This is a genomic window from Thiolapillus sp., from assembly GCF_048562965.1.
GTDB lineage: Bacteria > Pseudomonadota > Gammaproteobacteria > Chromatiales > Chromatiaceae > Thiolapillus > Thiolapillus brandeum_A.
On sequence record NZ_JBHNMF010000728.1, the window covers coordinates 1 to 1,500 of the forward strand.

The 1,500-nt window shown below is 52.9% G+C and carries 1 protein-coding gene and 1 pseudogene; both read left to right on the forward strand.

Annotated elements, in window-relative coordinates; genetic code table 11:
• Positions 1-122: pseudogene (locus ACOCD2_RS19580) on the forward strand (IS481 family transposase); the annotation flags it as partial.
• On the forward strand, positions 97-1,500 hold a 1,404-nt coding region (locus ACOCD2_RS19585; RefSeq protein ID WP_305801286.1), incomplete at its 3' end, for a type IV pilus secretin PilQ. The pseudogene ACOCD2_RS19580 and the gene ACOCD2_RS19585, both read left to right, overlap by 26 nt.

Below are 1,500 nucleotides of genomic sequence, written 5' to 3' on the forward strand. Positions count from 1 at the left end.
ACCATGTCCCGCAGAAAAACATCGGGCACATCACGCCCATTCAGGCGCTTAAGGATTGGCACAAAAAACAACCGGAATTATTCAAAAAGAAAATCTATGATCTATCGGGACTTGACAGTTAGCAAGGAAGAGAAGGAGGCGCGCAGGAAGAAACAGCTGACGTACATCGGTGACAAGCTGTCACTCAACTTCCAGGATATTGAAGTGCGCTCAGTGCTGCAGTTGCTGGCAGATTTTACTGGACTCAACATGGTGGTGAGTGATTCCGTGGGTGGCAGGATTACCCTGCGGCTGAAGAACGTGCCCTGGGACCAGGCACTGGATATCATTCTCAAGACAAAGGGCTTATCCAAGCGGCAGAACGGTAACGTCATTCTGGTGGCGCCTACCGAAGAAATTGCCGCACGGGAGAAACTGGATCTTGAATCCCAGAAGCAGGTCGAAGAACTGGCTCCGCTCCATTCAGAGCTGATACAGATAAACTACGCCAAGGCGGAAGCATTGGCGGAGTTGCTGAAATCTGAGGGCAACCAGCTCCTGTCCGAACGTGGCAATGTCACTATCGACACACGCACCAATACACTTTTGGTTCAGGACACAGCGACCAAGCTTTCTGAGGTGCGTGCTCTTGTAGAAAAGCTGGATGTCCCGGTCAAACAGGTGCTCGTGGAATCACGTATCGTTATTGCCAACGATGACTTTGCTCGGGACATCTGGGTGCGCTTCGGTTTCAACCGGGAAAACAGTGTTGGCGGCAATGCAAGCTTGTTGACGGCGGGTGGTTTGCCTGGACATACCTCCGGTACTTTTGGTTTTGCGCCGGGTATCGAAAATGCAGCGGGAAGCGGCGCCGAGGCTTTGATGGTGAACTTGCCGCAGCAGCTTTCGCCCGGACGTGGTGGCGCGGTTAATTTCCTGCTGGGCAAGGTGGGTTCATACCTTCTGCAACTTGAATTGACTGCCATGCAACAGGAGGGCAGGGGCGAGATCGTGTCCAGTCCGCGTGTCATTACCTCAGATCAGAACAAGGCGACCATCAAGCAGGGTATCGAGATTCCCTATCAGGAAGCGACTTCCAGTGGTGCTACCTCAGTATCGTTCAAAGAAGCGGTGCTGAAACTGGAGGTAACACCACATATCACGCCAGACGACAGGATTATCATGGATCTGCTGGTTGCCAAGGATGATGCGGATTTCACCAGAGCGGTACTTGGTGTGCCCCCACTGAATAAGCGTGAAGTGGAAACCCGGGTACTGGTCGACAATGGTGAAACCGTGGTTCTGGGTGGCGTCTTTGAGCGTGAAAAGAAGCAGGCGGAAGAAAAGGTACCCTTCTTCGGTGACTTGCCGGTTGTCGGTTGGGCTTTCAAGGAGAAAGCCAACCAAGCGTGTCTTCGGCCTCGTGATAGATTTTGGGACATCCCAGTCCCCAAAATCGACTCGGCCTTTGACAACCCATTGGTGCCCCAGCCGTCCTGGTCACCAAGCACTACGCAACAA